The 25,745-nt window shown below is 44.8% G+C and carries 25 protein-coding genes; 14 read left to right on the top strand and 11 right to left on the bottom strand.

Going from position 1 to position 25,745, the window contains the following annotated elements; genetic code table 11:
• The 3 genes from V5298_RS12135 to V5298_RS12125 all read right to left on the bottom strand — a co-directional run.
• Nucleotides 1-266: hypothetical protein (locus tag V5298_RS12135; RefSeq protein ID WP_332931713.1), on the bottom strand; the 266-nt coding region annotated here is incomplete at its 3' end.
• Between the two features lie 2 nt (nt 267-268).
• Nucleotides 269-484 (bottom strand): 4Fe-4S dicluster domain-containing protein, encoded by a 216-nt coding sequence (locus V5298_RS12130; protein ID WP_332931712.1) that lies wholly within the window; start codon nt 482-484, stop codon nt 269-271.
• A 171-nt stretch (nt 485-655) separates the two neighbouring features.
• Nucleotides 656-2,248 (bottom strand): D-aminoacylase, encoded by a 1,593-nt coding sequence (locus tag V5298_RS12125; protein WP_332931711.1) that lies wholly within the window; start codon nt 2,246-2,248, stop codon nt 656-658.
• Between the two features lie 568 nt (nt 2,249-2,816).
• On the opposite strand from V5298_RS12125, the gene V5298_RS12120 reads away from it, so the two are divergent.
• On the top strand, nt 2,817-5,084 hold the full coding sequence (locus V5298_RS12120) for a TonB-dependent receptor (RefSeq protein WP_332931710.1): 2,268 nt from the start codon (nt 2,817-2,819) through the stop codon (nt 5,082-5,084).
• A gap of 74 nt (nt 5,085-5,158) precedes the next feature.
• Nucleotides 5,159-6,289, top strand: coding sequence for a nucleoside hydrolase (locus V5298_RS12115; protein ID WP_332931709.1), 1,131 nt, complete (start codon nt 5,159-5,161; stop codon nt 6,287-6,289).
• A 101-nt stretch (nt 6,290-6,390) separates the two neighbouring features.
• On the opposite strand, the gene V5298_RS12110 is transcribed toward V5298_RS12115, so the two are convergent.
• Nucleotides 6,391-7,038, bottom strand: a complete 648-nt coding sequence (locus V5298_RS12110; protein WP_332931708.1) for a GNAT family N-acetyltransferase — start codon at nt 7,036-7,038, stop codon at nt 6,391-6,393.
• A 229-nt stretch (nt 7,039-7,267) separates the two neighbouring features.
• Nucleotides 7,268-7,627: a DUF3192 domain-containing protein gene (locus V5298_RS12105; RefSeq protein WP_332931707.1), complete on the bottom strand. Its 360-nt coding sequence runs from the start codon at nt 7,625-7,627 to the stop codon at nt 7,268-7,270.
• Between the two features lie 203 nt (nt 7,628-7,830).
• On the opposite strand from V5298_RS12105, the gene V5298_RS12100 reads away from it, so the two are divergent.
• On the top strand, nt 7,831-8,127 hold the full coding sequence (locus V5298_RS12100) for a hypothetical protein (RefSeq protein ID WP_332931706.1): 297 nt from the start codon (nt 7,831-7,833) through the stop codon (nt 8,125-8,127).
• A gap of 42 nt (nt 8,128-8,169) precedes the next feature.
• On the opposite strand, the gene syd is transcribed toward V5298_RS12100, so the two are convergent.
• The gene (gene syd, locus V5298_RS12095; protein WP_332931705.1) at nt 8,170-8,724 is read right to left on the bottom strand and encodes a SecY-interacting protein; all 555 of its coding nucleotides are present in this window, start codon (nt 8,722-8,724) and stop codon (nt 8,170-8,172) included.
• A gap of 106 nt (nt 8,725-8,830) precedes the next feature.
• Between syd and queF the strand changes: the two genes are divergently transcribed.
• The 7 genes from queF (at nt 8,831) to V5298_RS12060 (ending at nt 16,422) form a co-directional block, all read left to right on the top strand.
• Nucleotides 8,831-9,670, top strand: a complete 840-nt coding sequence (gene queF / locus V5298_RS12090; protein ID WP_332931704.1) for an NADPH-dependent 7-cyano-7-deazaguanine reductase QueF — start codon at nt 8,831-8,833, stop codon at nt 9,668-9,670.
• Between the two features lie 35 nt (nt 9,671-9,705).
• Nucleotides 9,706-11,229, top strand: coding sequence for a GGDEF domain-containing protein (locus V5298_RS12085; RefSeq protein WP_332931703.1), 1,524 nt, complete (start codon nt 9,706-9,708; stop codon nt 11,227-11,229).
• A gap of 26 nt (nt 11,230-11,255) precedes the next feature.
• Nucleotides 11,256-12,623 carry a nucleotide 5'-monophosphate nucleosidase PpnN gene (gene ppnN, locus V5298_RS12080; RefSeq protein ID WP_332931702.1) on the top strand — a complete coding sequence of 456 codons (1,368 nt, stop codon included), beginning with the start codon at nt 11,256-11,258 and terminating at the stop codon, nt 12,621-12,623.
• A gap of 81 nt (nt 12,624-12,704) precedes the next feature.
• On the top strand, nt 12,705-13,079 hold the full coding sequence (locus V5298_RS12075; protein ID WP_332931701.1) for a DUF3192 domain-containing protein: 375 nt from the start codon (nt 12,705-12,707) through the stop codon (nt 13,077-13,079).
• 12 nt (nt 13,080-13,091) lie between these two features.
• Nucleotides 13,092-14,693 carry a hypothetical protein gene (locus tag V5298_RS12070; RefSeq protein WP_332931700.1) on the top strand — a complete coding sequence of 534 codons (1,602 nt, stop codon included), beginning with the start codon at nt 13,092-13,094 and terminating at the stop codon, nt 14,691-14,693.
• A gap of 228 nt (nt 14,694-14,921) precedes the next feature.
• A complete protein-coding gene (locus V5298_RS12065) occupies nt 14,922-15,929 on the top strand; it encodes an isocitrate dehydrogenase (RefSeq protein WP_332931699.1) in 1,008 nt (335 codons plus the stop codon).
• Nucleotides 15,930-16,098: 169 nt separating this feature from the next.
• The gene (locus V5298_RS12060) at nt 16,099-16,422 is read left to right on the top strand and encodes a ComEA family DNA-binding protein (protein ID WP_332931698.1); all 324 of its coding nucleotides are present in this window, start codon (nt 16,099-16,101) and stop codon (nt 16,420-16,422) included.
• A gap of 43 nt (nt 16,423-16,465) precedes the next feature.
• Here V5298_RS12060 and galU read toward each other — a convergent pair whose 3' ends face one another.
• The 5 genes from galU to wecA form a co-directional block, all read right to left on the bottom strand.
• A complete protein-coding gene (gene galU / locus V5298_RS12055; protein ID WP_332931697.1) occupies nt 16,466-17,359 on the bottom strand; it encodes a UTP--glucose-1-phosphate uridylyltransferase GalU in 894 nt (297 codons plus the stop codon).
• A 5-nt stretch (nt 17,360-17,364) separates the two neighbouring features.
• On the bottom strand, nt 17,365-18,705 hold the full coding sequence (locus tag V5298_RS12050; protein ID WP_332931696.1) for a UDP-glucose/GDP-mannose dehydrogenase family protein: 1,341 nt from the start codon (nt 18,703-18,705) through the stop codon (nt 17,365-17,367).
• A gap of 99 nt (nt 18,706-18,804) precedes the next feature.
• Nucleotides 18,805-19,668 (bottom strand): glycosyltransferase family 2 protein, encoded by an 864-nt coding sequence (locus tag V5298_RS12045; RefSeq protein WP_332931695.1) that lies wholly within the window; start codon nt 19,666-19,668, stop codon nt 18,805-18,807.
• Nucleotides 19,665-20,555 (bottom strand): glycosyltransferase, encoded by an 891-nt coding sequence (locus tag V5298_RS12040; protein WP_332931694.1) that lies wholly within the window; start codon nt 20,553-20,555, stop codon nt 19,665-19,667. The genes V5298_RS12045 and V5298_RS12040 overlap by 4 nt, the downstream gene beginning before the upstream one ends.
• A gap of 100 nt (nt 20,556-20,655) precedes the next feature.
• On the bottom strand, nt 20,656-21,717 hold the full coding sequence (gene wecA, locus V5298_RS12035; RefSeq protein WP_332931693.1) for a UDP-N-acetylglucosamine--undecaprenyl-phosphate N-acetylglucosaminephosphotransferase: 1,062 nt from the start codon (nt 21,715-21,717) through the stop codon (nt 20,656-20,658).
• A gap of 478 nt (nt 21,718-22,195) precedes the next feature.
• On the opposite strand from wecA, the gene V5298_RS12030 reads away from it, so the two are divergent.
• The 4 genes from V5298_RS12030 to V5298_RS12015 all read left to right on the top strand — a co-directional run.
• Complete coding sequence (locus V5298_RS12030) at nt 22,196-22,546, top strand: hypothetical protein (protein ID WP_332931692.1); 351 nt, start codon at nt 22,196-22,198, stop codon at nt 22,544-22,546.
• A gap of 16 nt (nt 22,547-22,562) precedes the next feature.
• Nucleotides 22,563-24,398, top strand: a complete 1,836-nt coding sequence (locus V5298_RS12025; protein WP_332931691.1) for a polysaccharide biosynthesis/export family protein — start codon at nt 22,563-22,565, stop codon at nt 24,396-24,398.
• A complete protein-coding gene (locus V5298_RS12020; protein ID WP_332931690.1) occupies nt 24,398-25,180 on the top strand; it encodes an ABC transporter permease in 783 nt (260 codons plus the stop codon). Before V5298_RS12025 ends, V5298_RS12020 begins: the two co-directional genes overlap by 1 nt.
• On the top strand, nt 25,177-25,745 hold a 569-nt coding region (locus V5298_RS12015), incomplete at its 3' end, for an ABC transporter ATP-binding protein (RefSeq protein ID WP_332931689.1). The genes V5298_RS12020 and V5298_RS12015, both read left to right, overlap by 4 nt.

Raw genomic sequence — 25,745 nt, 5'->3', positions numbered from 1 at the left:
AGTAAAATACTCATGGCCACATAAGCCAGGGTTTTATGTACACGTTGGATATTGATGGGTTTAAACAAACTCAATAAGGTCGGATTGCTACGGGCCAAAAAAAACTGGCCCAACATGAGGGTAAAACTTAGGACGGTAAGTAATGACAAGCATTCTTTAAGCAGGGAGCGTCTGGGAAAGTCACCTAACCCATAAAAAAGAAGAGGCAAACCAACGAAAATGGCAAACGCTGCGACAATATTCCACCGTTTAACAAGATCTTTCATGGTCACCCCCAAGGGACGATAACAGGGATGGATTTTTCCGGTGACATTTCGATGGCATCTACCGGGCAATACATGCGACAAAGATGGCAGATCTGACAATCTGCCGGATAAGTGATAACGGCCTTACCGGATCCCTTATCAAGCCGGATAACATCACAAGGACAAGACTGAACACATTCACCGCAACCAATGCAGCCGTGTATGCTTTTAATTGTCATAGGAACCTCGAAATAGGATTGAAGATTAACCACCAAAAATGGATATTTGGAGGATAATACTTCGCCGCAAGCCTGCCTATTCAAGAAAATGTAAAAGCCGTTAAACACCAGCCGAAACTCGCATTATTAACGTGTTTGTTGATCTGTATCTATATAAATTCAGGCGTACAATTAACGACTATTTACTTGGTGTAACAAGATGCGACCTGCTGAGTTTCCGGTCATGCCTGTTGGGGTCTTAGCGATAGTGCCGTTTACCAACACATAATCGATGCCATTTGCATAATGATGGGGATCAACATAGGTAGCTTTATCAATCACTGTTTGAGGATCAAAGATAACAATATCTGCCGCGTACCCCACCGCGAGTTTTCCACGGTGACTCAGTTGCATTCTACTGGCCGGTAGTCCCGTCATCTTATAGATTGCCTGAGGTAAAGAAAGCACCCCTTTTTCCCGCACATATTCGCCCAAGACTTTTGGAAATGTACCATAACTACGAGGATGGGGATTCCCCTGTCCAAAGGTTACGCCCACGGCGTCGGTGGCAATTGAGGTATAAGGATAACCCATAATCGCCACCACATCTTGCTCGGCGATGGCATGAAAAATACCTTGCGCTCCTCCCTGACTTTGTATTTCCATGGCTAACTCAGCGGCGTTTTCCACCGAAGGCTCGCGCCTCTGTAACGCAAGTATTTGCGCAAAGGTCATTCCGTTCCATTGGGGATGTGCGGCAAAATGGGCTATTTGCAGACGGCTGGCATCGCCGCCTCCCCGATCCTCTTCAATGTTTTTTATGATGCCTGCTTTGATTTTTTTACGTTGAGCCGTATCGGCCAATCGCTTAATGAGTTCCTCTTGGCCGCCTGCCAATGACCACGAAGGAAAAAGTATGGAAAACCGTGTTGAAGACGCAGTATAGGGGTATTGATCTAGCGTCACATCCAAGTGTTCATTTCTGGCCTTTTGAATCATTGCAAGGGTTTGTTGGCTTACTCCCCAATTGTATTGCCCTACAACTTTGTGATGAGAAATATGTACGGGAATGCCTGTGGATTTCGCCACCGCAATGACTTCTGCCAAGGCCTCCCGTATTTGTCCCCCTTCATCCCGCATATGAGAAGAAAAAAAACCCCCATAGGTTGCAGATACTGCAGCGAGTTCCCGTACTTCGTCAAAATTTGAATACACCCCGGGCACATATTTCAATCCGGTAGAAAGCCCAAAAGCCCCCTCTGCCATAGCGTTTTTCACCAGCACCTTCATGGCGGCAAGTTCTTCTGAATTAGCCTTAGCGTTTTTCTCTCCCATCACCGCTTTTCTAATATCGTTGTGACCAATTAGAAGTCCCATATTGGGGCCAATTGGGGCCTGGGAAATAGCATCAAAATAATCGGCCATATCCACCGGGGAAAAACCGCAATTACCGCCTAAAATTGTAGTGATCCCTTGTTGAACCAAATTATCCAAGTGAGGCTGTGTGCTAACCGTTCCTTCAGCATGTGAGTGCAAATCGATAAACCCTGGGGCAACAATCCGATTTTTGGCATCAATCACCTGTTTGGCACTAACGTCAGATAAATCCCCCATGGCGACAATACTCCCTTGGGCAATGGCAATACTCTGATTAACGCCCTTAGCTCCTGTGCCATCCATAACAAGCCCGTTTTTTATAATGACATCGTAGGTTTGCCCAACGCTATTGGCACTTAACAAAATAAGCAACGGCATACCTAGCCGGTAAAAAAAGCATTTGTTCATCAACGTTTCCCTTTGGGTGAGGCAAGAGAAAGAACAGGCAGTTTACAAGGGGGAATAGACTGTTCTTTTAAAAGAGCATTTCATAATTCCTGCAAGGTGAAAAGAATAAATTGACTGAGTGGATAAACATAGGCTGCGGGCCATCAATTAAATTCAACCTTAATAAGGATGCTGATCAGCCATAACCCATACAGACAACAAACCCAGCAAAATGGATTGGTTCTTGAATAAAAGAGGCGAAAACAGATTAACAATTAAGCCACTTTTATTGCTAATCACTGCCCCTGCAGCCCCATGTAAAAGCATTATATTGGTGCAAAACCAAACCATTTGGTCAAAAACGGCGCACCCTCTCATACAGCTTCTTTAATACAGTTTTTAGATAACAGAAAAAATCTTTAAAAATCATTGGGATAATTTATTGTTTCTTTACGAAATTTACGGTATAGATGTTGCTTTGTGAGCTTGTTGTTTTTCACTTGTTCCAAAAAGTTCAATTAATTTCGCAAAAACAACCGTTATTGCACTACCTTTTTAATTTCAAGCACATCCAACTAGAGGCTCTTCAATGCGCAGAGGATTAAGCAGTTCCACGCTACTTTTATGTTTTTCATATAATGCAATTGTTGCTACCGCATTTGCTCAGGAAAATACTGATGAGGTTTCCCAAGCAGAATCTGGCACCATCGAACGGGTTATTGTCACCGCCGATCGTCGTGGTACAGACATTACCGACTCCCCAGTTTCTATTTCAGTGATCAAAAGTGAAACACTGGAATCTTTATCTTCCGCTGGCGGCGATATCCGTATTCTGGCTGCCCGGGTACCCAGTTTGAATATCGAGTCTTCAAACGGCAGGACCTTTCCACGGTTTTATATCCGCGGATACGGTAATACCGATTTTACAAGCTTTGCCTCTCAGCCAGTTTCATTAGTATATGATGACGTGGTACTCGAGAACGCTGCATTAAAAGGCTTTCCTGCCTTCGATTTAGAAGGTATTGAAGTGTTGAGAGGGCCACAAGGCACCTTGTTCGGCCGCAATACGCCAGCTGGGGTAGTTAAATTCAACTCCGTTAAGCCTACCATTGGCTCTACCGACGGTTACTTTACCGCCTCTGCCGGTACTTATAGCACCACAAATCTTGAAGGTGCGTTTAACGTACCCATCAACGATGATATGGCAGCCCGTGTTTCTTTACTTTATCAACACAGAGATGACTGGGTAGACAACGAATATTACAACACCAGCAATGAATTGATCACTGAAAATGATTCCCTTGGTGGTTACGACGACAGTGCTGCGCGAATTCAATTATTGTACGAGCCAATGGGTGCCGATTATAAAGCCTTGTTCAATGTACATGTTCGCAACCTTGATGATGGAACCGCTCGACTATTTAGAGCCAACATCATAGAAAAAGGCAGTAATAATCTGGTTGACGGCTTTGATGCTGAAAAAGTCTCGATGGATGGTGAAAATACCCAGTCGTACACCAGCGCGGGCGGTAGCGCACGCCTTACTTGGTTTTATGATGACTTTACGGTTCATTCAATTTCGTCCTATGAGTCGGTGACGCACTATTACACCCGTGGTGATATAGATGGCGGTTACGGTGCGTCTTATGCCGAACCCTATGGACCCGGTTATATTCCTTTCTCCGTTGAAACCGGCGGTGGTCTTGCCGATCACGCTCAGCTCACCCAAGAGCTTCGCATTGCCTCCGATTTGTCCTCTGATTTAAATTGGCAGGCCGGTGTATTCTACTTTTATGAAGACGTTACCGCGGATTCATTTACTTACGACACGCTATTTGGCTCCGATGCCACCCATGAGCAAAACCAACAAAAAAACGTGGCCTGGGCTGCCTATGGCTCTGCAGGTTACAATGTGTCTGATCGTTTAGAAATAACCGGTGGTCTGCGTTACACCTATGATGACAAGGACTATACCGAAGGCTACGGTGGTGATTCGCCATTTAGTCAATCGAAAAGCGATTCTAAGGTTACCTGGGATCTCAGCGCCCACTACACCCTTAATGACGATACCTCTTTATATTCGCGTATCGCCACAGGCTTTAGAGCACCCACATTTGGTTCATTGTCGGCAACAGACAATGAAATCACCGTTGCAGAATCTGAAACCATCGTTTCTTATGAAGCGGGTATTAAAGCAGACCTGTTCGACCGTCGAGCTAGACTGAACTTCAACGTGTTTTATTATGAGGTGAGCGATCAACAGTTAACCGCAGTAGGTGGAACCGCCAATGAAACCCGTTTGATTAATGCCGATAAGACCGTGGGTCAGGGCGCGGAATTGGATTTCGAAGCCTACATTACGCCAAACCTTAATATTTCATTAAGCGGTAGTTATAATGATACCGAAATACAGGATCCCAACTTGTATGTTTCAGGTTGCGGTACCGATATCGATGGCAGTCAGTTATGTACAATTCTTGATCCGGTATCGGATGACGGTTTGTATTCCATTGATGGTAACAGCTTACCTCAGGCTGCTGAATGGATAGGTAACGCCTCAGCCCATTATGTTTATGAAACTTCAGATAGCGGCGAAATCTATGTGTATGCCGACATTGCCTATAGCAGTGAAGTTAGCTTCTTCCTCTATGATTCAGAAGAGTTTCGTAGCGATGGTTCGTTCGAAGCCGGCTTAAAACTAGGTTATTCGTGGGATAACGGTAAATACGACGTGGCAGTATTCTGTCGTAACTGTACCGACGAAGTAAACTTAAAAGGTGGGCTTGATTTCGACAACCGCACAGCCTTCATCAATGATCCCAGAATCATTGGTGCGCAATTTAAAACACAATTCTAAAAAAAACTACGGGTCCCTTGCCTTGAGGAGCTAGGGGACCCGTATTTTCTTTACCATGATAATCAGAGGAATATATGATACTTAGCAATATTTTGGCTAAGAAAGGCGCGTGTTTTCTTTTCTTACTGACCATGTTGGCCGGTACATTCAATGTTCAAGCCAATGCCAAAAATAAAGTCATTCTCGACGATGATGGCTTTGCCATTGCCCAATGGATGTTGGTACAAGATCCTAATACGGAAGTACTGGGCATTACCATTATGTCCGGTAACATGTGGCGCGATGCCAACGTGGCAAAAGCACTTCGGTGGCTAGAACTGGCTAATCGCTCAGACATTCCCGTAGTACCCGGTGCCATCTATCCTTTACTCAATACAGAAAAAACCACTGAATTGTGGGAAAGCTTGTATGGCAAAATCGTATGGAAAGGCGCTTGGCAAAAAGCCTGGGTAGAAGAAACCGATCAAGAGTTACCTTCGTACCTAGCATGGGATGAAATTCCAGATTTTCCCGAAGGGCAACCCCATACCAAAGCATCCAGCGAAATGGCTGCCACCTTTCTGATCCGTAAGGTTCGTGAGTTTCCCGGAGAAGTCTCCATCATTGCCACAGGCCCGATGACCAATATCGCTCTGGCCCAAAGCTTAGATCCTGAGTTTGCCTCTTTGGCTAAAGAGCTTATTTATATGGGCGGCAGCTTAAACCCAAGACAAGTACTAGACAACAAACCGGCCAGCGATTTTGCCAGAGAATTTATAAACTCCCCCCGTAGAGAGTTTAACTTTATCTGGGATCCTGAAGCGGCCTCCATAGCATTGCGTGCACCATGGAAAAAGATTGTTATGGTTCCGGTGGATCCATCCACCGCAACTCAATTAACCCCTGAATTACTTGCCGCCATGTCACAAAGAAAAAACACCATGACCAAGGTCATTGAAGATAAAGAACCCAACTTCCCACTCTGGGACGAAATCGCCTCAGGAATATATCTAGATCCCAGTTTAATTACTGATAGCAAAGAATTATACATTGATGTAGGTACGGATTTTGGCCCCTCCTACGGCAGCACCCTGTCATGGTCAGAAGGGTATCAGCCCGGACTGGGTGAACGAAAACAAACCGTGGTATTTGGTGTCGATGTGAAAGGTTTAGAAGCACAAATGATAAAGCTTATGAACCTGCCTTTACCTGCCCAAAGCAACTAAGTCTCGTCCCTTTTTACGCCAAAAACCCATTGGGTATTTTTGGCGTAAAAAGGCATAAGTGTCGATGAACAGCAAAGGGCAAGCCTATAAATCTAACGGTGCTAGCTTAGGGGCTTGGGCTTAAATAATATGTCGCCATGAACATCGGAGATGGTTAATTTACAGATGTGCTGATACATTCCATCCTGAAAAAAACGTAAATATTTAGGAATACTGACAAATACCCCCACCCCTTCACTACTGGAGTCATCGTTAACCACGCTATCAATGGCCCCCATTAATATGTGGCCTAACCCCAAATGCTGATGATCCGGGTGCACGGCGATAAACGAAACCATGTGATAAGCCGTCGCCGGCATATTTTTGCGAATCTTTTCTTCTTTATCCATCATGGCCCGGGTACTGAAATAACCGGCGGTGAGCAGCATTTTAAGTCGCCAATGCCAAAAGCGACCACTGGAAAAATCACTACTCGGTTTGGTTAAACATGTCACCGCTAACAGTCGCGCCCCATCAAACAAACCGATCATGGGTTGTTCTGCTTCCCAAAATGCATCAAGTTCTTCACGGATAGCACTACGCAAACGTCCTTCATAGCCCTCTTTTTCTGCCTGAAATATGTCCATAAACAAAGGATCATCAAAATACGCATTGTACAAAATAGAAGCCGCAATTTTTAAATCATCAGCCGCTAGGAAAACCGCTGAGACATTTTCACGACGTACCTCATGTTCAAGGACGTTGGACATCGCTGTACCTCCATAGTGTATGTTAAAAGCTTATTTAGGTGAGCCATCAAACAAAGTATGGCACAGTTTTTTATTGAGCCAATATTACCCTACAGAAAAGATAGCAGATTGTTAATGAAAAGTTAAAAATAAACCAAGAGAGGGGCAGCAAGGAAAGGAGGGGATGATCTCACTGCGGGCCCAGACTCTTTAAGCCCGCAGTGCATCATCGTCGTAACAAGGAGTACCCTTACAGGTTTTGGTAGGCACTATCGCCCCAACCAATGAGTACGCCATCTTCGAAAATAAGCGGCGTACATTCATCTTTTGTGGTCATACCGTCATCCATGGTGCGGTTTGTTCGATAATAAAGAATGCGGTAGGCATGGCCGCTTTTTTCCATCATTTCATTAAAATCAGCCACCCCCATGGTGCGCACCACGGATTCATAGGTCATATCTTTTTCAAGTTGAGCAACATGTTGACGGTTATTGTGTTCCCGATCTTCCCAATCTGACGAATAGTGACTGTCATCACCGCCAACAGAAATAACACAACCGGAAAGAACAAGAGGAGAAATAACCGCGAGTGCTAATGCAATATGTTTCATAGTGTACCTTTTTTAAAATTGTTTTTGCTTTTCCACAAACAGGTAATCAATAATTGCACCAACTTTTATACCATTGATTTTAATGGATATTTTATAAAAACCAAAAAAAACACAACGAATAATTGGTCAGTTAAACTAATACTTGGCACATTAAGCCAGTTTTGAAGTATTATGGCCAAATATCATGTTTCAAGGACTATGTGATGACACAACCTGATCCGATCCAACAACTCGTTATGCTTTGTCACAAGATGCGCCAACAAGGGCAACAACCCAGCGTAGGTTTACTGAGAACGAAAGCCCCCTTTAAAGTATCGGTAACCCAAGCCATTGATGCCATCAAACAATTTAATGGCAGCGCCCAGCCTCCAATCTCCCAAGAACCAAACACGGACAACAGTGGAAACATCGCGGCGTTGGAAAAACGCATCGCCGCCCTTGAAGCCGGAATGAGTGTATTGGAGGAGCGGTTATCCCGTCTCCAGCAAAATAACCACTAGTCATCTAAAATAGGGCCGGTGAAGACCGCTGAAGCTCAGCCCTTACAGTGCCTGTTCAAGGGTAAGAGAATCTAAAAAGGTGGCTAAATCAGCCGCCAAGACTTTTTCCGGCTCTTTACCTACCCGCTCTAGCACCACTTCACCGGAGTGGTTATCAAGGGAAATCAAATAGTCGTCATCATCGGTCAAACCAATAAATAACGTTGGCGACTGCTTTAAACGCTTTTTCATCAGCAGGTGACCAATGACGTTTTCTTGCAGTCGATCAAAATCTGCCTCACTGCAAACTTGTAACAACTCACAACGCCCCTGGGGCGCAATGGCCGGCAGATGAAAGCTATAATAGGAAGTAAAAAAGCACTGAAAATCGGCATGCAACGACAGCCCGAGTGCCTCTTCGGTGCCCTTGAATGAACCCTTCGGCTGTTGTTCCACAGGCATCCAAGGTACCATTTCACCGTTCTCCCCCCTTTTTTGATAACACGGTGATGGCCACTCATCATCAAATTCTATAGACAAAACCTCCGGATGTTTTTTTGCCCGATTGCGGTATTTATCGATAAATGCATCTAAACTGAATTGCAAAGGTGGGATCATTTATGTGGCCTTTTGGTTTACACTATAATGTTATTAAGTAGCACTGTTGTTCGAGCTTACGGTTCAAAACAAAACAGTTTAATTTTTTTCAGTTGATTGAAAGCCTATGACAAATACCACGCCATTCGAAGTACCGTCACATTTGACACTTGGCAAAACCGTTGATTACGAATCAACCTATAATCCATCATTACTTCAATCTGTTCCCCGGGCATTGGGCCGAGACAGTTTAAATATTGATGACGATGCATTGCCTTTTCAAGGCTGCGATATCTGGACAGGGTATGAACTTTCATGGTTAACCCCCAAAGGGAAACCACAAGTGGCAATAATGGAGTGCCGCGTACCTGTGACGTCACCTGCACTTATCGAGTCAAAATCATTTAAATTGTATCTTAACAGTTTTAATCAAACCGCTTTTTTATCTCAACGAGAGGTTGAACAAACGCTTACCCGAGATTTATCCGCTTGTGCAGGTCAGAACGTAACCGTGTCCATTATTCCTTGGCATGCCTTTTCTACATTAAAAATGGCGGAATTAGACGGCCATTGTATTGATGATCTGGATATCACGGTTGAGACCTATTCTCCGGACAAAACACTACTGGGTGTGGAAACCCATGATGTTGAAGAAACGCTCCTAAGCCACTTGTTAAAATCAAATTGTTTGATTACCCATCAACCAGACTGGGCCAGCATTCAAATTAGATACTGTGGTAAACAGATTAAACATGAGGCACTATTGAAGTATCTCATTGCTTTTCGTCAACATAATGAATTTCATGAACAATGTATCGAGCGCATTTATTGCGACATTATGAGCCAATGCAAGCCAGACAAACTGACCGTTTTCGCCCGTTATACGCGCAGGGGGGGATTGGATATTAATCCGTATCGTTCCAATTTCGAACAACCTGGTGAAAACATCCGTTCAGCGCGTCAATAAGCCATGATGCATCTGATTTTCTTCAAAGGACAATAATGAACGCTAAGCTAGTTGCCTCTTTAAGTACACATAATGAAACGCTGGTCGCCTTTATCATTAGGATGAGTGCATTTTATGAAGGCATGTCCGCAGAAATAGACGCTGAATTGGCCGTACTACGTGGGCATCTAGCAGGCAAACCTGATTACACATTAGCCACGGTTAGTATTAATAAACTGAATAAACTTTTCCACAACGCCGATAAAACGGTAAAAAAGCACACCACTCTCACGGTGAGTCAGCTGGAAAAAACCGTTAAGCATTTTCAGCAAACGTTCTCCTACGATGAACATGTGCGCAAACAAAGCGCCCTTTTGCTGAACGCGACACATCAACCCATTACGAATCTGTTTGAATTGCAATCGCTTTGCCTTAAGGCCGTTGCCCTTTTCGGCTCACTGACCCCGCACAGTGTTCCAAGCTCATCTGACGACGGATTAACCGATGACGAAGAACATCAAGAGCTTCTCAATCACCATGCCCCCCTATTCGAGGAAATACAGACTGAGTTAGCCCAATTAATCGAAAGCTTTGCCAAAAAACAACCCGAAGAGCCGCTGGTAACCGATCTGCGTAGCCGCATCGTTCAGCCCTTGAGCGAGCAAGAATTACTTGAAACCTGTATTGCCGTGATCCGCATGGTGGTGAGCGAAACAATGCAGGAGGCTTCCCTTACAGGACGGATGATTCATCGCATCCACAGTACCTTGGGAAAAATCAAAGCCGATGTCGATGAAACCATCGATACCAGCAAAAAGGACTACGAGGAACGTCAACAGCGGGGCAACCTTTTATCCGACAAATTAAATCAGATAGAAGGTACGGTGTTGCAATCTGATTCGCTGGAAAAGCTCAAAGCGGACGCACAAAAACACATTGCTTCATTATCCTCCACCCTTGCCTATTGCAAAGAGGCGGACAGTCAGGAACAACAAGCTCTGATGTCACTGCTTAGTGCAATGCAAAATCAAATGGTATCTTTGCAGCAACAAGCACAAATGTATCGTCGCAAGCTGGCTGAACAAACGTCATTTATTCATACCGACCCCCTTACCCGCTTGCCCAATCGCTTATCTTATAACGAACGATTTAAGCACGAATTCCAGCAAGCCGAAAAAAATGGTCAACCGTTAGGTTTGGCCATTATCGATATTGATTACTTTAAATCCATTAACGATCGATTCGGCCATCAGACTGGCGATAAAACCCTTCAGGTTGTTAGTCAGCATTTCAAAAGTAAATTAACAGACAATGAATTTATTGCCCGCTGGGGTGGCGAAGAGTTTGCGTTAATTTTTCCTTCTGTGGAGCTCCCAGCTTTAGAAGAAAAACTCGAACTATTGCGAGCATCACTGGCCCAATTACCGTTTAAATTTAAACAAGAAAAAATTACGATCACCGCATCCTTTGGTGGTACGTGCCTTAGAGACAATGATGATCCACAGAGTATTTTCGCCCGGGCAGATAAAATGCTTTACCAAGCAAAAACCGGCGGACGAAATTGTGTAGTTGTAAGTTAAGTCATTGCGCAATCAGGACATAAAAAATGAACAAAGTGCAGTTAAATCCCGTTGGCTGGATGAGTCAGCTATCCCAGGTTGAAGTAAGCAAATTACAGGACACAACAAACAGTCAACTCTTCGAAGTGTTTAAAAACTGCTGTCTGGCAGTATTAAACAGTGGCGTAGATGAAGACAACTTTGAGCTCCTTTTTGCCCCTTATCAAGATTTCGATATTCGCTTGGTACGCAGAGAACGGGGCGTCAAAATAGAATTGATTAACCCCCCTGAAGTTGCCTTTGTAGATGGCAAATTAGTACGCGGTGTCCATGAACATATTTTTGCCGTATTGCGGGATATCCTGTTCATGGGTAACAAATATGCCTTTGTACATCAAAGTGCACCCACACAAGGTAATGCGGTTACCGATATGGTGTTTGACATGCTTCGCCATGCCCAGGCCCTGGAAGGAAACGATGAACTAAACACCATCGTATGCTGGGGTGGCCACTCCATTCAGTTGCACGAATATAAATATACCAAGGAAGTGGGTTATCAACTTGGTTTAAGGGAAATGAACATTTGCACAGGCTGCGGGCCTGGGGCAATGAAAGGGCCCATGAAAGGAGCGGCCATCGGCCATGCAAAACAACGTTTCCAACGGGGACGCTACATTGGTATCTCGGAACCCAGTATCATTGCTGCCGAACCCCCGAATGCCATCGTCAATGAACTCATCATCATGCCGGATATCGAAAAACGCCTCGAAGCCTTTGTGCGATTAGCCCACGGTATCGTGATTTTTCCCGGTGGTGTAGGTACCGCCGAAGAGCTGCTTTATTTGTTGGGTATATTAATGAATGAACGCAATGCCCAACAACCCTTTCCCGTTGTGCTTACAGGCCCGGCAGAATCCAAAGCCTATTTTCAAGCCATCGATGACTTCATCCTTGCCACTTTAGGAAAAGAAGCTCAAGACAAATACCAAATTATCATTGATGATCCGGTGGAAGTGGCCCGAACCCTTCGTGCAGGATTAGAAAAAGTAGAAAATTTCCGTAAAGTCACTGGTGATGCCTACAGCTTCAACTGGTCTTTACGTATTGATGAAGCGTTTCAAACACCCTTTGAACCCACCCACGAAACAATGGCCGCACTGCCATTGCATTTCGACCAACCGGCAAACGAAATGGCTATGGTATTGCGCCAAGCGTTCTCAGGCATTGTGGCAGGAAACGTCAAAGCCCAAGGCATAAAACAAATAAAAACCCACGGCCCATTTAGATTAACCGGTGATAAGACGTTAATGACGCACATTGATACTCTGCTTACGTCTTTTGTGGCACAGCAAAGAATGAAGCTACCCGGTACGAAATACGTACCTTGCTACACCATCAATCCGGCAGAAAATTAATTCTTGTTACGATTTTACCGTTCCTAATATTCACCTTTTTAAGGTACACTGCTTGCAGACGGCGGTAAAAAGTGAAAAAGGATGAATGGTAAGGTTTTTAAGCTAATTTTGCTGGGCGCAGTGGCGTATGCCCTTTTTGTATTTTTGGTTATGTCTTTTTATCCTGATAAGCCAGAAAATATGGACTGGCAAGACAGAGAAGAATACAACAAGGTTCAGATCACAAAATTAAGTTTAGGTGCAACCCGCGAGGAAGTGCTTGCCTTATTGGGATCCCCGGATATTACCGAAGCTAAAATGGAGTCAGGAACCACGATTCAAGTCATGTTTTATCGTACCCAACATGTCAGAGCTGACGGGTTAACCACACAGGATGAATGCACGCCGCTACTTTTTGAAAACGAGCGCTTGATTGCTTGGGGTGAAGGGGCTTATCAAAGTTATCTTAAGTCGTGATAGCGAGTAAAAATGAAACTCGCTATCGATGAGATAACCGCCCGCGACCAAGCTGTTAATCAGGCCTTAGGCCAACAGATCGATCCCCTTAAAAACACCCAACGCTGCCTTGATTTTGCCAACCTCCTTATTCGTTATGGCAAAGACAACAGCGAGCTACTGCTTGGCCTCACATTTATCGCCGATAGCGGCATGAGCGTGGCCGGACGCACCGCCTCCCTGCTGGCTTTTGTCGGTCTTCAGCAACAATTTAACGATCATTACTTACAACACCTTGTCGCTTCCGCATATGCCACGGGCATTTTCGCCACCTTGCCATCAAACACCCGGTTAATCCATGTCAAAGCTTGGAAAGAAAAGCAGCTTCACTTGTTTTTGGATGCCGCCCAACTTGTGCGCATTCATACCGCGAAAACGGTTGTCCGCTACCTAAATAGCCCCGCACTGAAACACAATCAGCGGTGGATGGTGTTAGTCCTTAGTCTGTTGCAAGCAAAACCTGAAGGCTTTCAGCAAGGGCTAAAAACCGTATTTCCTTATCTTCCCTATGAAATGCGCCAGCCAATGCAGAGGTTTTTACGCTATCCGGGTCAATTTCTACCCGGCATGACCGTGGCGAAGGAGGAGACTAACTATCTCTTTGTCCGGCGCACGAGCATGAAAAATGCGTTAATTTGGAATGAAGAAAAACAGACCGCACAAGAAGTATCGGTGACGACCCTCTTGCCCGTAGCCCCCTCCCTAATATCCATTCAGCAGTGGATTAGGTTACTAGAAAACACCGGGCAGCGAGGCGCTCATTCCCCAACGCTTCTACCTGTCAGTTATCCCATTAGCCGTTTACCTGAGGATCTGAAAACCATCATAGGTCAGCTTCAGGACGAAAACGTGAACCTCAACAAGCTGGTCAAGAATATTGGCAGTACGCCACTTTTTGCCAATTATTTAAAAGAAACCGCCAGTACAGATAATCGCATGCAATTACCGGTAAGCGATGTCAAACAGGCCATCTTGACCTATGGACTCACCCGAGTCGCCGATATGCTGGTACTGCGTACGCTAACTAACCGGCTGCAACAAAAGTACTTTCCTCTTTTATCCTATTGTATTCGTGTGAACACCCTTTGTTCATCCATCGCCGCACAGTTAGCCGTTATATCCCCGGTAATCCAATTAGCGCCACAATCTGCAGCCTTGCTCGGGTCGTTTTACGCATCACCATTATTTACACTACCCGCATTAAAAGTGTTAAAACGATGGCCCAAAAGCCAAGGGCCACTGTACAGCGTGAATTCTTTCGTAAAAAGCAAAAAGCCTTTGCATGAATTAGCCATTGCTTTACTGCGCCAATGGCAACAGCCTGCTCACTACCAGTCTATTGTGGCCCATAGCATTCATCCTATTAGGGCTGTTCCCCGTGCATTACAAAATGAAAGTGCCGTTTTAGGGCTGAGCTTACTTTTAGCGCGCCGTTGGCTTAGCCCACACGCCCCCAACGAAGACACCTGCCAATATCAAATCCAGGCCCAACAACAACTCTTCATTGAAAATCAGCATATTAAACACATTCAACACACTCTCAGTGAGCACATTTGGTCACCGCTTCCCCACTAACCATAGCCAACATTCATGAAATTTATGAATAGGGGGAAGCGCTTACCTGTCACAAAAGGCCATCTTGCGATAAAATAGAAAAATGATCCGGCATCAAGCTGACTGCATATCCCTTATGCTTCATCACAGTCACCTTTACGCTCGGTGAATATACCGCGCGCCGAATCAAATTGCGCACCTGCAACCTAACGAATTTATACAACAAGAATTACCAGAGGATCCCTCAACATGACTCAGCAACGAATTACAGTCATTCGCGGCGACGGCATTGGTCCAGATATTATCAATGCTACGATTAAAATTTTAGATAAAGTAGGATGTAATTTCGCCTATGACTACGCTGATGCTGGTTTAGTAGCACTGGAAAATCACGGTGAATTGCTACCCCAAGAAACCCTCGATTTAATTGCGAAAAACAAAGTCGCCTTAAAAGGCCCCCTTACGACGCCGGTAGGTGAAGGTTTCACCTCAATCAACGTAAGCTTACGTAAGCAATTTAAGCTTTATGCCAATGTACGCCCTGTGCTGTCTTTTAAAGGCACCAAAGCCAGATATGAAGACATTGATATCATCACCGTACGTGAAAATACCCAAGGCATGTATTCCGGTCTTGGTCAGGTGGTGTCAGAAGATGGCCAGGAAGCGGAAGCCATGAGTAAAATCACCCGTCAGGGCGCCGAGCAAATCGTGGTATTTGCTTACGAACTGGCCCGTCGGGAAGGACGTAAGAAAGTTACGGCGGTACACAAAGCCAATATCTTGAAATCTACGTCAGGACTATTTTTAAAAGTAGCCCGTGAAGTGGGTGAGCGTTATCCTGATATTGAATCTGCTGAAATGATCGTGGATAACACCTGTATGCAGTTGGTGATGAATCCACATCAATTTGATGTCATTGTAACCACGAACCTGTTTGGTGATATTTTATCCGACCTCTGTGCGGGCTTAGTAGGCGGTCTGGGTATGGCTCCGGGCGCGAACATCGGTGAAGACTGTGCAGTCTTTGAAGCGGTGCATGGTTCAGCCCCTGACATTGCGGGTAAAAATCTGGCAAACCCCACATCTGTTATTCTAGCGGCAATTCAGATGCTCGAATATCTGAACATGGGCGATAAAGCAGAAAAAATTCGCAGTGCCCTTAAAGATGTTATCGAAAGCGGTGATCGCACCACCCGCGATCTTGGTGGTCAAGCAGGCACCAATGAGTTTACCGATGCGGTATTAGAACGTCTGTAAACTGGCAATATCCCAGTCATCCTTCGAAGGCGAGCTTTTTAGCTCGCCTTTTTATTTCTCTGACCCTACGGGCAGCTGTCCATAAACTGATCTCATCAGATGCGTCAATATCACGTAGTATTTTTCTGTACATTTCGTACGCAGGATCACTAACTTTAAGGATAACACTATGCAAAATAGAACACGCACCCTTACCGGTTTACTGGCTATTTTATGTCTAGGTCAACCACCTTTAGTTACTGCCGACACCATCGAAAAAAACAGCATGGACGTGGCGCAGATAACCCAGGAAGATGCCATGGACTTAAACACCATTACGGTGGAACAGCTTATGACGTTGCCCGGGATAGGGAAAAGTAAAGCAGAAGCCATTATCACCTATCGCGATGAAAAAGGTTACTTCCATGAAGTGGACCAATTAACGGAAGTTCGGGGTATTGGTGATAAAATGCTCGAAAAACTGCGTCCTCGCCTAAAAGTAGTAACCCATTGATAAAAAAAGCCCGCTGGTTGCGGGCTTTTTCTAGTGATAACGATTAACCGTTCAGTGAAGCAATATATTGTTTAAACTCTTCACCTAATGATGGGTGACGCAGTGCGTATTCCACGTTAGCTTTCATATACCCTAATTTACTACCGCAATCATGGCTCTTGCCTTTCATGTAATAGGCATCAACCTGTTCGATTTTCATCAATGAGTCAATGGCATCCGTGAGCTGCACTTCGCCGCCGGCGCCTGGAGGCGTAACGGAAAGTAACTCCCAAATTTTTTCAGACAACACATAACGGCCCACAATGGCTAAATCTGAAGGCGCGTCCTCTAGCTCTGGCTTTTCCACCATGCGGTGGATCTTGGCTGATTCTCCAGGTTGAATTTCCGCTCCTTCCAAATCAACAATACCAAATTTGGTGATATCTTCTTCTGGTACCTGTTCCACCATCACCTGACTAACACGACTGGTATTGAATTTTGCCACCATGTCAGCAAGGTTATCTTTTTTAGGGTTACTTGCCACATCATCAATAATGACATCGGGCAATACCACCGCAAACGGTGCGTCGCCGACCAAGGGCTGAGCACATAAAATGGCATGCCCAAGACCCGCTGCAATACCTTGTCTGACGTGCATAATGGTGACGTCTTTAGGGCAGATAGACTGTACTTCTTCAAGTAACTGACGTTTCACACGCTTTTCTAAGGTGGCTTCCAATTCAAATGAGGTATCGAAATGGTTTTCAATACTATTTTTACTGGCATGGGTAACCAAAATAATTTCTTTTACCCCAGCTGCCACACATTCATTCACCACGTATTGAATAAGTGGTCTGTCTACCAATGGCAACATTTCTTTTGGAATTGCCTTAGTAGCCGGTAGCATTCGTGTACCCAACCCTGCTACGGGAATAACTGCTTTTGTAACTTGGCTCATAATAATTAGTGTCCTTTTACTGATAGTCCGCGACCAATAGCATAATAATGCAATCCGTATTCCGCCATGCGCGAGGGTTCAAATAAATTTCTGCCATCAAAAATTAATGGGAAGGTGAGTTTTTGTTTAATTAACTCAAAATCCGGGGCTCTAAAGGCTTGCCACTCGGTAACGATGGCGAGGAAATCAGCGCCGTTTAACGCCGCCTCTTTTGTGCCCATCAGGCTAAGGGCATCTCTGTCGCCATAGATGCGCTGTGTTTCTTCCATCGCTTCAGGATCATAGGCCTGTACACGAGCGCCCGCTTCCCACAACTTTTCCATCAATACGCGACTGGAGGCTTCACGCATATCGTCGGTGTTCGGTTTAAAAGACAACCCCCAAATGGCTACGGTTTTACCTTTAATATCACCATTAAAATGATTCATGATATAACCGAACAGTTTTTCTTTCTGCGCATAGTTCACCGATTCCACCGACTCAAGTACCCGGGCAGTATACCCCACGGTTTTTGCACTACGAACGAGCGCTTGCACATCTTTGGGGAAACAGGAGCCACCATAACCACATCCAGGATAGATAAACTGATATCCTATTCTTGGATCAGATCCGATGCCCTTTCTTACATTCTCTATATCTGCGCCGAAACGCTCGGCCAAATTTGCCATTTCATTCATAAAGCTGATTTTCGTTGCCAGCATACAGTTTGCTGCATATTTGGTCAGCTCTGCACTACGAATGTCCATGGTGATGATCTTGTCATGATTACGGTTAAACGGAGAATAAAGTTCGCGCAATTTATCTGCGGCTTTTTCACTGTCTGTTCCAAGAATAATGCGATCGGGACGCATGCAATCGCTCACCGCCGCGCCTTCTTTCAAAAACTCAGGGTTAGACACCACATCAAAAGAAACCGTTTTACCCATAGATGAGAGCTTCTCGGACACTTTAGCTCGCACTTTATCAGCGGTTCCCACCGGCACAGTGGATTTATTAATAATGATCTTATGTCCTTGCATAAACTCAGCAATGGTCTCGGCTACGGCAACAACATATTTAAGATCCGCTGATCCATCTTCATCTGGCGGTGTGCCCACCGCAATAAAAATAAGCTCGCCGTGTTCCACCCCTTTTTTCGCATCGGTGGTAAAAGTCAGTCGACCGGCTTCAAAATTGGATGTCACCAAAGGCGTTAAACCTGGCTCGAAAATCGGGATCATCCCTTTTTTCAAATTTTCGACTTTATTTTCATCAACATCTATACAGTGAACATCATGTCCCACTTCAGCCAGAACCGCAGCTTGTACCAGACCCACATATCCAATGCCAAATACAGTAACTTTCACTATCACTTCCTTTTATACTGACCGTTAACACGTCAAATTATATAAATTACTTTAAAATCACGATATTTTAATCTGCCAATAATGACGCCTTTATGACTATCACTCTTGGGGGATTTTTCCCAATCGCCCTTTATAACCGTCTTTTAAGCCTTGAACGAAAAAGGTGCCTCGTTGTTTTCCATTCGGAAAGCGCCAACGGTTCACCAACCATCGAACAGGCAAACCGCATAGATTTCTCACCTTCCAATATCGCGGAACATATCCTCTGCGACTTAATACAAGCACATTACGTACCTGATAATATAAACGTACTGGCGCGCCGACTTTAAAAGACATACCAAAGGCTCTAATACGACCTTCCCCTTGACGATGGTTCATCTTCACATTCAATAACTTAACAACATGAAACCCCTTGGCTCTGGCTCGCCAACACCATTCATGGTCAACACCATCAATAAACAACGCCTCTTCTTTAGGGCCTACCGCAGAAAAGCTATCTACAGATAGTAGCATGCCAGAGGCAATAATTTGTTGCACATCGGCTAAACCGTTACGTACTGAAAGGGCCTTTTGGATTTTCGGTTTAACCTCTTTTTGATGGAATTCACACACAATTTGCGGCCCGACCGCAGCAACACGGCCAAAGGTTTTAACCGCCTGCTCGTAACCGGCACACAGTCCATCAAGCAATGCGGGAGTAACCTGGCTATCCTGATCAAAAACAATGACTTTATTGCAGCCACGGGCCATAAGTTCGCTGATGCCACGGTTTTGTGCTGTGGCAATTCCTTCGTTAGCAGGAAGGTGCAAATACGCCGTATTCATAGGGAAAGGAATGGCTAGTTTGTGGGGAGAATTATCAACGAGGGTAAGAGGTTGCCCACGCTTATGGAATAAATCAATGAGTTCTTTAATACGCTCTTTTTCAGGATGAAAAAGCACCACAACAGCACCAGTAGTCACGACTTGTTGCTCTTCTCTAACAATACACGGTCGAGTTTATAGGCCAATTTAACTAATTTGGCGGGAAGCATACGTATGGCCAACACACTCAGGGCATAAAATAAATTCCATAGTGAGAACTTCCCCAAGGTACGCATCGCCGAAATCCGTGCTCTAAACTCGTTAACTGATTTACTGAATCCCCGACGTTTATAAAAATCATTTACCCGTCTAAAAGCCAACAACCTGTCTTTCAAGTTACGAAAAATAATGCCTTCTTTGGCTAGGCAGATCCAGAAAAAATAGTCCTGAGTGTTCATCAGTTCGCTGTTATAACGAAAACCTCTACGAAAAATATCATAACGAAATGCCACCGTAGGGTGATTCATCGCACAGCGCCGCGGCAAGACATTCACAATCTGTCGGTGTGAAACAGGCATCGTCCGTGCGCCAACCTTTGCACCACATTCGTTGATTTCTGTCAGTGCTGTGCCTAACACACCCACTTGTTTATGATGTTGCAAATAGTTTACCTGTCGAGCCAATCGCTCCGGCATGGAAATATCGTCGGCATCCATTCGAAAGAAAAAATCAAAATTCTGCGCCAAGCCCCATTCAATCGCATAATTCATGCTCGCCGCCAAACCTATATTCTTGCTGTTTTGAGCAATGAAAATGCGGCTATCTTGTTGGGCTTCATCAAAGACACATTGACGTATATCGTCGTCGACCTCGCCGTCCACAACAATGAGAAAAACAAATGATTTATAAGTTTGTGAAGTGATGCTATCGATAGCTTGGCGTAACCAATGCGCATTGTCATTGTGATATACCGCCATAGCGACCAGAGAGCGAGCGTTTTCTAACACTCGCCCCTGATGAATAATAGAAGAAATTGCTTTAGACAATGCGACCGCCGGAAACGCTAATTATTCTGATTTTAGGGCTGCAAACATAGCAAAAAAATTGCCCGCAGTCTGCACGATTAATGGACGTTTAAACAGAACCCTAACTCAAAACACGTTTCGCTTTTCTGATTAATTTCCAGACATTCTGAATAACAAAGCTGTATACGAATAACAGCACGATAAAAGACCAGAACATTATATATTCAGGTACCTGATAAACTTCACCAAGAATACCAACGCCACAATAACACATGCCGAGTAAGAGAATGGCTATCAGCGCCTGTCGGCTAGATAACCCTGCACGCATAAAAATATTGTGCAGATGCTTTCTGTCGGGACGTAACACCGATTGTCCTTTCCGCGCTCGGCGATACATAATTGCAGCCATATCCATCAATGGAAGGCCAATTAACCAAACTGCGGTAATAGGCCTAAACGCGGCGGACTCCCCTTGAGTGTGATCCACAAGCAACCACACAATGGTTAAGCCCACAAACATACTACCGGCGTCACCCATGAAGATTTTATTCCCTTTAAAACCTTTCCAGCTTAAGTTAAAGGCTAAAAAAGGAACGATTGCGGCAACAATAATTAACGGCTCCATGATGGCGGCGCCATTTCCGGTAGCCACCAATATCCCCACCACCGTCAGTAATACGATGAGGCTCATGCCGCCAGCTAGCCCATCAATGCCATCAATCATATTGAACGCATTGATAACGCCGACAACACAGACAATCGTAAAAAAGTAACCCGCCAAGCCCAAATAGGTATCACCAAAACCAAAGATATCGCCTAACGAGGTGATGTAGTTCTGTGCGCTCCACGCCATAATGGCGGCCACGCCAAACTGGCACATTAAGCGCCCTTTCGCGCTTAATTGAAAGCGGTCATCGAGCATGCCAAGTAAGACAATAAAAGCTGAAGCGGTAAAGAAAAGGGGGTTGTTTTTCATCCACACATCGGTGACCACACTGGCCACTAATACCGCCATAAAGATGGCTACGCCGCCAGTTAACGGTACCATACCGGCGTGACGTTTTCGATAAGAAGGCTGATCCACCAATCCAAACTGATGCGCTAAAGGCGTCATAACAATTAGTAGGATTAGGGCAACAAAAAATGCCGTAAACAACGGAACTATTTGCAGATAATCAAACATAAAGACTAATGTCCCCTACCCTTTGGACTCGCTGGCCGTTTGAGGTGATTTTATTTCGAGCGGTGATAACAGCGGTAATCCATTCTATTACTGCTTCCTTGTTGCCTTTACTGGTCTTTTTATGAAATTCGTCGGCAAAGGCGATGTTGCATATGATAATCGAGTCAAACAAAAATAACTACCTTCTAATTTAATTTCCGCCTAACCACCGCGTGTTGTTCTATCTTTACACCTGCGATAGTTGCCTTAGACAACACTCATAATGCTATTATTTCTTACCTCTTTGGGGCATTGCAAATCGTATTTTGAATTAGAAAAAAAGATAAACCAAGAAAATTTAAGCAAATTTTGAGCCATGAAAGTCAATTTTTCGTAACGATAGATGCCAAGTCCCTGTGAAACCGATGCACAGTGACGCTGCAATTAGTAAATTATATGGTATGCTAAGCGCCCAGTTTAGTTAAGGAATCGTCTAGATATGTTTGTTATCAGGGGTTTAAGCACGGTACTGTGCGGGAGCATTTTTATGCTAAGTGGTTGTTCTTCCGCTCCCGATCCAGTCTATGCCAATATTCCACTCGTCTCGGGCAACAAGTTGCGCCTGATTGACACGCAAACCCTTCCGGTGCCCCAAGGTACCCTTTCTACGGGCAGTGTGGTGCAAATTGCAGACACTCAGTACCAGGTTGTGTCCAGTTACCAGTCTGCTACCGGGTTGGCTTGTAAGCAATTGCTATCGTTACAGGATAAAAGTACTTACCGAGCAGTGTGTTTGCGTAATGGCGAATGGCAATTACTGGCTCCCCTATTAAGTCACGTTGACTACTAAATTGATGGCTAATTTTATGTTTGCATTTCGTACACTTGTTTCATCGGCATTAATTCTTATTGTGTGCCTGACTGCCAGCGCTGCCTCAATGGCACAATCCTTATCTGATTTACAACAACTCAGTGAGCAGGCACAACAGCAAAGCTCAGGAACTTCGTCGTCCTCCTCGTCGTCAACCACCCAAGTTTCACCGATGGATATCCAGACATCGCGGACACTACCCGGGGCGCGAAACAGCAGTATTTCAGCCAATGGCGAATATACAACAACACCGCGTAGCGGGCTTACCTTACCCGGCGAACCGACCATTGCCGATGTGTTCCCTAAAGAAGAACCCTTACTCAATCCTCCTTTTGCCGCCAATCTCTTTATTGGTGGGTTTGAGTCTGAACGCACCACAGGGTTAAATGAAAATTACCAGATCGCACCGGGGGATAAAATCTCCATCTCCATGTGGGGAGCGGTAAATTATGCCGACGTGGTTACCGTCGATAATCAAGGCAATATCTTTATTCCGAATATTGGCCCGATTCGTGTGGCCGATACGCCTGCCGGCTCAGTCAATTCACTGGTTACTAGCAGTATCAAAAGCGTGTACACCAATGACGTAAATATTTATGTCAACCTATTAACATCAACGCCGGTGGCGGTTTATATTACCGGTCCGGTGATCCGGCCAGGTCAATACGCCGGACTCGCCTCAGACAGTGTGCTTTATTATCTTAAACGTGCTGGAGGCATTGATTTTAACCGAGGCAGTTTTCGCACCATCGAGATTCGACGCAAAGGTGAAATCGTAGCAACGGCGGATCTGTATGACTTTATTCGCGATGGCACACTACCCGATTTGGCATTTAAAGATGGTGATACCATTGTGGTGCGTCCTGTGGGTCATCGTATTACAGTGGTGGATGGCGCAAGTAACAGCTACACCTTTGAGTTTAAGTCCGATGAACTAAAAGGTGAAACCCTATTAGAATACGCACGGCCAAAAGATTTTATCAGCCATGTTACCGTTGCAGGTCTTAGAGGCCAGCAGCAATTTGCTCGCTACTTAACATTAGACGAGTTTTCTGCTATCGGACTTAATGCCGGCGATCAGGTCAGTTTTATTAACGACCATCCGCCCACCGTTTATCAAATAAATATAGCGGGCTCCCATACCGGTCCTTCACAAATCATGGTTGATAAGGGGACCCGACTTAATGATGTACTCAATTATGTACAAGTGGATCCTCAGCTTTCCGATATAAAGAATGTATATTTACGCCGTGAAAGTATTGCCCTTGCGCAAAAAGAACTGTTGGATCAGTCGTTACAACGCTTAGAACGTAGCACCTTTACTGCCCCCATCAGTTCCACCGGGGAAGGGTCTATTCGCGTTCAGGAGGCACAGCTAGTTGCCGACTTTATCGAGCGCGCCAAACAAATAGAGCCTGAAGGCAAGGTGATCGTGGCGGAAAACGGTAATATTGCCAACATTTTGTTGGAGCCTAACGATACCATCGTCATTCCTGAAATTACCGATTTGGTTCAAGTGGGCGGCGAAGTCATGATACCCCAAGCCGTGGTCTATAACGAAGAAGCGACAACCGCAGACTATATCGCCTGGGCCGGTGGATTTACCGAACGCGGGGACGATGAGCGTATTCTCATAATCCGTAAAAACGGGATTGTGGAATTCGACAGCATAGATCGTGATTCATGGTCGGATCCTGAAGGTAAACTGACCATACATGCGGGAGATAAGGTGGTGGTATTACCGTCAATCGATGTTAAATCCTTGCAAGCGGTAAAAGATATCACCCAGATTATTTATCAGATTGCTGTTGCAGCAAACGCTATCAACTAATGGAAATATCAATCAAGCAACAGCTGCAGTCATGGCGCAATGTAATATTTGCGCTGTTTCTGCGTGAACTACAAGGCAAATTTAACGATAAGTTAGGATTGGGTTGGGCCTTTATCGAACCTTTTGTTTTTGTATTTGTTATTTCCTTTGCTCGCAGCTTTATCAGTGGCAGAGATGTTCATTCCATCCCTTTATTTGTGTTTATGATGATTGGCTTAATGGGCGTACAGTCTTTTATGACCTGCATATCAGCGGTCCCCAATTCCTTTAAACAAAGTAAACCCTTGTATGCCTTTCGGCAGGTGCAACCTATTGCGGCCTTGCTTACCGCTGCATTTGTTGAATTTTCAATTAAAGTCGGGGTTATCGGACTGCTAGCCCTTGCCATCTATTTATTGGACATGGACTTTGAGCTAAATGATCCCTTGTTACTCATTATGCTGTTTATAGGCTTATGGGTATTTGCAGTTTCAATGAGTTTGATTTTTGCTGTTCTCATTGCGTTTATTCCTGAAATGAACAAAGTGAAGAATATGTTTAATCGGCCTTTATTCTTTATTTCCTGTGTATTTTTCAGCTTACAGGACTTCCCACAGGAATACTGGCATTGGTTTACCTGGAATCCACTGGTGCATTTTTTGGAACTGGCACGCTACGCTTGTTACGAGTCCTACGGTGACGCTGGTGTGTCTTATCAGTACATAACCGAGGTCACCATTGTTACGATGTTTATCGGTTTAGCCTTGTACCACATTACTTGGAAGAAGATCCTGGCGCGATGATAAGAATTGAGAACCTAACCAAGAGTTACCCGAGTAAACTGGGGCCTCAGTACATTTTTAAAGATCTAAACTTTGATTTTCCCACCGAGAATAGCGTGGCCATTTTAGGTAAGAATGGCGCTGGTAAATCCACCTTATTTAGAATGCTGGCTAAAAGTGAATACCCGGATAAGGGCCGCATATTAACCAATAAATCCATGTCCTGGCCGGTAGCGCTGGCCACAGGTATTCACCCGAAAATGACCGGACGGGAGAATGCTCGATTTATTGCACGTATTAATCAGGTGGAATCTTTACGGGACTATGAAGTGAAAGTGCAACGGTTTGCCGAGCTGGGCGGGCGCTTCGATTTACCCGTGCAAACCTATTCTTCAGGGATGCGAGCCAAGCTGGTTTTCGCCTGCTGTATCAATATTGATTTTGACATTTATTTAATCGATGAAGCCACCTCAGTAGGCGATCCCACGTTTAGAAGAAAAGCCCGGGCTGAACTGAAAAAGAAAAATGAGACAGCCGGTATGATCATGGTCAGCCATGAGTTAGATCAAATTCGTGAATTCTGTAC

The sequence above is a fragment of the Alteromonas sp. 14N.309.X.WAT.G.H12 genome (assembly GCF_036697315.1).
Taxonomy (GTDB): domain Bacteria; phylum Pseudomonadota; class Gammaproteobacteria; order Enterobacterales; family Alteromonadaceae; genus Alteromonas.
The sequence above is the reverse complement of the archived record's forward strand: the minus strand, read 5'-3'. Positions and strand labels throughout refer to the sequence as shown.